12 protein-coding genes and 1 pseudogene are annotated in these 6,240 nt (G+C 54.3%); 11 read left to right on the top strand and 2 right to left on the bottom strand.

Translation table 11 applies throughout. The features are described 5' to 3' along the window. Positions 1-278 (bottom strand): DUF4910 domain-containing protein (locus tag QHL1GM_RS18945; protein WP_139245657.1); only part of this gene is annotated, 278 nt, incomplete at its 3' end. 316 nt (positions 279-594) lie between these two features. Here QHL1GM_RS18945 and QHL1GM_RS18950 point away from each other — a divergent pair. From QHL1GM_RS18950 to QHL1GM_RS19485, 10 genes and pseudogenes are all read left to right on the top strand, one after another. After that, the gene (locus QHL1GM_RS18950) at positions 595-789 is read left to right on the top strand and encodes a stability determinant (protein WP_071696061.1); all 195 of its coding nucleotides are present in this window, start codon (positions 595-597) and stop codon (positions 787-789) included. Beyond that, entirely contained in the window at positions 789-1,064 is a 276-nt protein-coding gene (locus QHL1GM_RS18955) for a type II toxin-antitoxin system RelE/ParE family toxin (RefSeq protein ID WP_071696062.1), read from the top strand. Before QHL1GM_RS18950 ends, QHL1GM_RS18955 begins: the two co-directional genes overlap by 1 nt. 326 nt (positions 1,065-1,390) lie before the next feature. Continuing rightward, a complete protein-coding gene (locus QHL1GM_RS19460; protein ID WP_175540433.1) occupies positions 1,391-1,579 on the top strand; it encodes a hypothetical protein in 189 nt (62 codons plus the stop codon). Between the two features lie 531 nt (positions 1,580-2,110). Continuing rightward, positions 2,111-2,977: a replication initiation protein gene (locus tag QHL1GM_RS18965; protein WP_083571102.1), complete on the top strand. Its 867-nt coding sequence runs from the start codon at positions 2,111-2,113 to the stop codon at positions 2,975-2,977. A gap of 242 nt (positions 2,978-3,219) precedes the next feature. Beyond that, positions 3,220-3,597, top strand: a complete 378-nt coding sequence (locus QHL1GM_RS18970) for a hypothetical protein (RefSeq protein ID WP_071696064.1) — start codon at positions 3,220-3,222, stop codon at positions 3,595-3,597. 245 nt (positions 3,598-3,842) lie between these two features. Next, positions 3,843-4,286 (top strand): annotated as a pseudogene (locus QHL1GM_RS19955) (relaxase/mobilization nuclease domain-containing protein); the annotation flags it as partial. An 82-nt stretch (positions 4,287-4,368) separates the two neighbouring features. Next, positions 4,369-4,818: a hypothetical protein gene (locus QHL1GM_RS19470; protein ID WP_071696065.1), complete on the top strand. Its 450-nt coding sequence runs from the start codon at positions 4,369-4,371 to the stop codon at positions 4,816-4,818. Positions 4,819-4,821: 3 nt separating this feature from the next. Then, positions 4,822-5,001 (top strand): MbeD/MobD family mobilization/exclusion protein, encoded by a 180-nt coding sequence (locus tag QHL1GM_RS19475; RefSeq protein ID WP_071696066.1) that lies wholly within the window; start codon positions 4,822-4,824, stop codon positions 4,999-5,001. After that, a complete protein-coding gene (locus QHL1GM_RS19480; protein WP_175540432.1) occupies positions 5,001-5,153 on the top strand; it encodes a hypothetical protein in 153 nt (50 codons plus the stop codon). Before QHL1GM_RS19475 ends, QHL1GM_RS19480 begins: the two co-directional genes overlap by 1 nt. Before the next feature lie 181 nt (positions 5,154-5,334). Further along, complete coding sequence (locus QHL1GM_RS19485) at positions 5,335-5,487, top strand: hypothetical protein (protein WP_175540432.1); 153 nt, start codon at positions 5,335-5,337, stop codon at positions 5,485-5,487. A 40-nt stretch (positions 5,488-5,527) separates the two neighbouring features. On the opposite strand, the gene QHL1GM_RS19780 is transcribed toward QHL1GM_RS19485, so the two are convergent. Then, positions 5,528-5,746 (bottom strand): hypothetical protein, encoded by a 219-nt coding sequence (locus QHL1GM_RS19780; RefSeq protein ID WP_254795369.1) that lies wholly within the window; start codon positions 5,744-5,746, stop codon positions 5,528-5,530. On the opposite strand from QHL1GM_RS19780, the gene QHL1GM_RS19000 reads away from it, so the two are divergent. Further along, a complete protein-coding gene (locus tag QHL1GM_RS19000) occupies positions 5,666-6,223 on the top strand; it encodes a DNA-binding protein (RefSeq protein WP_254795367.1) in 558 nt (185 codons plus the stop codon). The two genes, QHL1GM_RS19780 and QHL1GM_RS19000, sit on opposite strands and share 81 nt — an antisense overlap. Positions 6,224-6,240: the final 17 nt, after the last annotated feature.

The following is a 6,240-nucleotide window of genomic DNA, read 5'->3' on the forward strand; positions in this document are numbered from 1 at the left end:
CGACCTGTAAATGGTATTGAATAGTTTACTAGGTGAAGGTTGTGGTCGGTGAAATCGCATACAACTTGTCCGTCTGGCCCTATCAATCGTGCTTCATCAACCGCCCATTCTTGCGGAACCTTCCAGTCTAAGACCTTTGTACCGCTAGCTACACCGTGGATAGTGAGCGGGCTATACTCCGCTAGAATATCTAAACTTTCACGCAAGCCGGGCCCAGTGCTACTGCGACAAATCGGGAAAAGACGATCAAAAACTACTGAAATATCAGTCAATTTCATTCAATATCCTATCTAATTTAATCTTAAAAACTTCTAATTTTTAAGATTATCATGCCACGGATCATCCGTATGATAATACTTAGCTTTGCTTACAAATTTTGACCAAAATCCGCCAATAAGCGTGACTTTTTCACGGGCTATAGGGCGAAATTCAAGATTACCCGTCTTATCGTGAGTTTTTTAAGGGTGCGAGATAATCACGCAGAAAATAGCCCAAGCGTTTTTTCGAGAGTGGTGGTTTTGACTCGCAAAGCCCGCTTTTCGCGAGGGCTGTCGGAGTGCGTTAGACTGATACCAACCCACAGAGGAGCGGCCCATGAGCACCCCCCTAGACCCCATTGTGAGCGAGTTTGAGACCCAGGAGCAGGCCGACAGCTATCAACGTTGGTTCCGTGAGCGCGTGGAAGCCAGTCTTGCCGACTCTCGCCCTGGCATTCCCCATGATGAAGTCATGGCGGAAATGGACGCACTGATTAATGACATTGAGGCCCAGCACAGGAAACGTGCCTGATGCTGCCAGTGATTTGGCTACAGACCGCCCGTGAAGACCTTTCTAAACTCCTACGCCATATTGCACTAGAAGATCCTCAAGCCGCCCGGCGACTCAAAGTTCGTCTAGAGTCTGTTGTTCTGCCGCTCTCTGAACACCCCTATCTGTACCGTGTGGGCGATGTCCCGGGCACGCGTGAGATTGTCGCGCATCCCAACTATATCGTGGTATACCGCGTTGCTGTTGCTCGTATCGACATCGTCAATGTCCTGCACGCCCGTCAGGAATACCCATAGGCCGCCGTGTGTTTCTCCTGTAGGTGGTCAAGTCTTTCTACCACTACACTCCTAGGTGTTACCCTTCTACTATCAGAAATGTGGCACCCTAATACATGCCCGAACTGAATCTCTCGCAAGCGGCCAGGCTGTACGGCAAGAGCCGGATGACAATACACCGTCACTGCCGCGCAGGCCGCATAACATCAAGGCTAAGTGACGATGGTCAACGCTTGATTGACCTCTCCGAGCTGATCCGAGCTTATGGAGAGTCACCCAATCCTGTTACACCTGATACAACCTCTAAGGCATCTCAACGATACACCTTAGAAGACACCCAGAAGAGCATGCGAGATGACCTTCTACTGCGCGAAATGCAGGCACTCCGTGAGCAAGTTACCCAGCTTCAGGAAGAAGTCCGAGAGCTACGCCAGCTTCCGGCTCCGGGGCAGCTTGAGCCTAATCTAGACCAACCTGAAAATCGCCAAATTAAAGGCTTCGATGACATCCTCCAGCGTTTTGAGAAAAGGCACTAAACATCACAACGGCCACTTTATAGCTTTTATCGCCCCGTAGGGGCGATGCAGCGAGCTTGCGAGCGGTAACCGGCAATGCACATCTCCTGATACTCCTCGATTCCTGACGCCCACCACAGACCCCTCCTTGCCTCGACACCTCATTGATAAAAGGGGTTTGTTGATGTTCCGCACGAAGTTTACGCGCGGTAGCGCCCATTAGCGGCGCAGGTGCGTAGCACCTAGAAGCCGCTTTCAGTGCGCCTTTGGCGCGTCATCATTAGGCTGGCCGCAGGCCAGGGCGAGCGAAGCGAGGGTAGGTGAGCGCATATGCGCTCTTTTCTGTACTTTTACCCTTTTAACCCTTTTAGGGTGTTGCAAGTTACTGTTTATAAATCGTTTTTAGAGTTAAAAGGGGACGGATTTGCGGTTAAAAGGGGACGGATTTGCGGTTAAAAGGGGACGGATTTGCGGTTAAAAGGGGGACAGGTTTGCGGTGAGTAGGGACACAATATATATTGTCCCTTTTAAGGAATTCTACTGGAGCCATGGATGAGTCAGCCTCAAATTTACAAGAGCAACGCACTCGTCGAGGCTCAATACCGTCTTAGCGTCGCAGAGCAACGAATTATGCTCGCGTGTATCTCCCAAGTTAGGCGTGACCAGCCCATCACAGATGATGTGCTCTACAGCGTCAGCGCTGCCGAAATTGCAGCTATATCGGACACATCGACAAAACAGGCGTATCGAGAGTTGGAAAAAGCCGCACTACGCCTCAAGCGCCGGGAGGTACGGTTAGTCGCAGAACCCAACGGCCAGGGCCACAAGCGTAAAATCATGCTCACTGGATGGGTTCAGACAATTATCTACGTTGAGGAAGAAGGCCGCGTGGAGTTGCGTTTCACTAAAGACATGTTGCCTTACTTAACTCAGCTCACCGAGCAGTTCACCCGCTACGCTCTCGCCGATATTGCCCAGATGACTAGTAGTCACGCGATCCGGCTTTATGAACTACTGTGCCAGTGGCGTGATACAGGCAGGCGTGAGGTAGAAATCGGATGGTTGCGCGAAGCTCTCCAGCTTGATGACAAATACCCTGTGCTTAAAGATTTTAAGCGCCGTGTAATCGAACCCGCTATAGAACAGATTAACGAGCATTCGCCACTCTGGGTGAAGTGGGATCAGCGCAAGACAGGACGACGTGTAAGCCATCTGATATTCACGTTCGGTGAAAAAACTGATGAAAAGAAGGGCCGAAAAAAACGTCAAGAAGAACAGAAAACACTTGGGCCACCAGGGGAGCGTCGCTCGGTGTACGGCATCCCTCCGGAAGTTATCGCTAAACATGCCCGTCCCGGCGACGAGTGGGAAGATGCAGCATTGCGAGCGCTAGAAACTCGAAAATCCAGGCAGCATTGAGATGCTTCTGGCGTACGCCAGCGGTGGCCGCTAGGCCACCTGAGGGATCCGAGGGAGCTTGCTCCCTGGCAAGGCCCAGCGCGGGAATAATAGCGGATGACGACTGAGCGAAGCGAGGGAGGATTCCGACTATTGTTCCCACGCTGGGTGGCCTTGTTTTGGGTACGCGCCCGTGTACGCGCGTGGAGGCCACTAACTCACGAACTATAAGCACCTGATAACATGGTAGTAGGCACACCAACATGCAGCAGGCGCTTATGTCGGAAGATCCCCCCATCAAACAGCGGCGCAAAAGCGATATGGAGCGACGTGAAACGCTGCTCCGGATTCGCGTCAATGATGCCGAATACGAGCGTCTAAAGGCGCTCGCGAAAGAGGCGAATTTGACGCCTAGCGCTTTGGTTCGAGACCACCTGGGCAAGATGCGGGTCAGAAATCGCAGCGACGAAAAGCAGCGCGTAGCGATGCTCAATCGAATCAATAGCAATCTCAACATGATCGCCAGGTGGTGCAACACCCATAAAGGCGCGGCGGAGACAATCGAAGTCGTCGCCCACCTGCAGGCAATTCAGCACGCGGTAGAAGTGGTCGCCGATCAGCAGAAAGGCAGGCAGCCATGATCGTCGGCTTTGCAACACGTGGCCAAGGCCGTGGGGCTGGCCCTGTTGGCTATTGCGTGAAAGAGACCGTTCTACAGGCCAAAAAAGAGGCGGTAACACGCAACCCACCTCCGACGGTATTGCGCGGCAACCCAGCAGCCACAGGACGCCTAATTGACTCTCTTAGCTTCCAGTACAAGTACAAGTCGGGCGTTCTGAGTTTTGCCCCCGGTGAAGAGATCACACCCGATCAAGAGCGCGACATCATGGATAGGTTCGAGTCTGTCGCGTTTGCCGGCCTCGACTCCGACCAATATGACATTTTGTGGGTCAGGCACGAGCACGCTGGTCACCACGAGCTGCATTTCGTCACCCCGCGAGTCGAGCTGACCACGGGCAAGAGCCTGAACATCTGCCCGCCTGGTCGCGGGGCACGGCAGGCATACGACGATTTTCGCAGCATGATCAATTCGGAATACGGTTTAGCAGACCCGGACGATCCGTCACGCCAGCGTGACATTCAGCATCCGTTAGGGGATCGCAAACTCGTCCAATTCGACGATCTCCATCTCGATGGTGTTGGCGAAGCGAAGCGTCGCACTGAGCTGCGCGACTTGGCACATTCGCTGATCGCCAAGCGAGTCGAAGCCGGGCTGATCCGTGACCGTGACAGCTTGCTGGAGCAGGTGCATGAATTGGGGTTCAGCGTTACCAGGGCGAGCAAAAGCAGCATCACATTGCTGCATCCCGATGATCCCGATTCAACACGATTCAAAATGAAAGGGCATATTTATGACGCTGGATTTGAACTTGCACAAACGGTTGAAAGAGCAGTTCGCCCAAGAGAGCGCGACTATTCAAACCGCGACCCAGCAGCAGCTGGGCGCTATGCGGCGCGAGTTGCAGGGCATATACAGCGGCGTGCTGAGTACAATCGAAGCCGATATGCAGCAAGAGACAAAGCTCCTGGCCAAGCGGTTCCGGAATTTGATGCTGCTGCCGAGCCTACTGCTGGTGATGATCTCGCTGGGTATCTGCGCGGCGGCCTGGGCGTTCACGCAATACCAGTGGGGGCAGATCCAGGAGCAGCGCGTGACGCTAGACAGGCTCCAGACATTGGGCGTGGAGACAGTGAAAACAGAGAGCGGGAAGGGTTACCTGATATTGCCGAAAGGGGCTGGACTCAGCGAAATACGGATAACTCAGGACACAGAACGGCCATTCGTGGAAATTCAGAGGTAGCAAATGACGGAATTGGAGCGGACATTGCTCGACGCGTTAGAGCGATTCGAGCGGCGGCAGACCGAGCAACAGAAGGCGCTCGACGATGCGTTGAGCGGGCTGGAGCGTGTCTCCGGCGAATACGAGCAGTTGAGCCAGCAAGTCAGTACCTTGCAGCAGCAATTGGCCGTATTGAGAACCTAGTGCTCGATCGCGAAGTGGAGCAGCTGGAAGCGCGGCTAGAGTCGCATATTCAGCCATCAAGGCGGCGACACCAGGAGCCGGAAGAGAAGCCAACAGAACAAAATCCTGAGCATGTACCGGAACTTGGAGGCTGGAAGCCACCGAACATGTAAAAAACCCGCTACGGCGGTTTTTTTATGCCGACGCGTTAGAGCGATTCGAGCGGCGGCAGACCGAGCAACAGAAGGCGCTCGACGATGCGTTGAGCGGGCTGGAGCGTGTCTCCGGCGAATACGAGCAGTTGAGCCAGCAAGTCAGTACCTTGCAGCAGCAATTGGCCGTATTGAGAACCTAGTGCTCGATCGCGAAGTGGAGCAGCTGGAAGCGCGGCTAGAGTCGCATATTCAGCCATCAAGGCGGCGACACCAGGAGCCGGAAGAGAAGCCAACAGAACAAAATCCTGAGCATGTACCGGAACTTGGAGGCTGGAAGCCACCGAACATGTAAAAAACCCGCTACGGCGGTTTTTTTATGCCTATCAATCGTATTATTCCATATCATGTATTGTATTTTGTACCATATAAAATATAATATGAAATACATAATACAATACACCTGAGAGGGATACGATATGGCACGCCCCGGCATCACATTTGAGCAAGTCGCCCACGCCGCCGACGCCCTGGTGGGGCAAGGCGAGAAACCCAGCATCCAGCGCATCCGCGAGCATCTCGGTACCGGCAGCCCCAACACCATCCATCGCCATTTGCAGCAGTGGCGGGCCACGCAGGCACCTGCCGAGCGTCCGATGGCCAAGTTGCCGGATGAACTTGCAAGCGCACTCGCTCAAGAGATCGAACGCCAGGCGGCCGCTGCCCGGGCTGACGCTGAAGCGGATGCCCTCGACGCCCGCCAGACAGCCGACGAACTTGCTGAAACCGGCGAGCAGCTGGAAGCGGAAGCGGATGAATTGCGGGAGCAGATTGAGCAGGTAACTGCCGAACGAGACGAGGCCGTGCGCGACCGTAGCGAAGCGCGCAGTTTGATCGAGGAATTTCGTGAGCAGGTGAAACGGCTCGAGCAGCAGCGCGACGACGCTCGCCAGGAGCTGGCCGAGGCCCGTAACCGCATCACCACGCTGACCGAACAACGCGACCAGGAGCACAGCGCTCTCCTCGAAGCTCAGCGTGACGCGAAGGTTGCGAGCACAGCCAAGAACGACGCTGAACCGGGAGCAGATTGAGCAGGTAACTGCCGAAC

The sequence above is a fragment of the Halomonas sp. QHL1 genome, from assembly GCF_001882345.1.
In the GTDB taxonomy this organism is placed as follows: Bacteria; Pseudomonadota; Gammaproteobacteria; order Pseudomonadales; family Halomonadaceae; genus Vreelandella.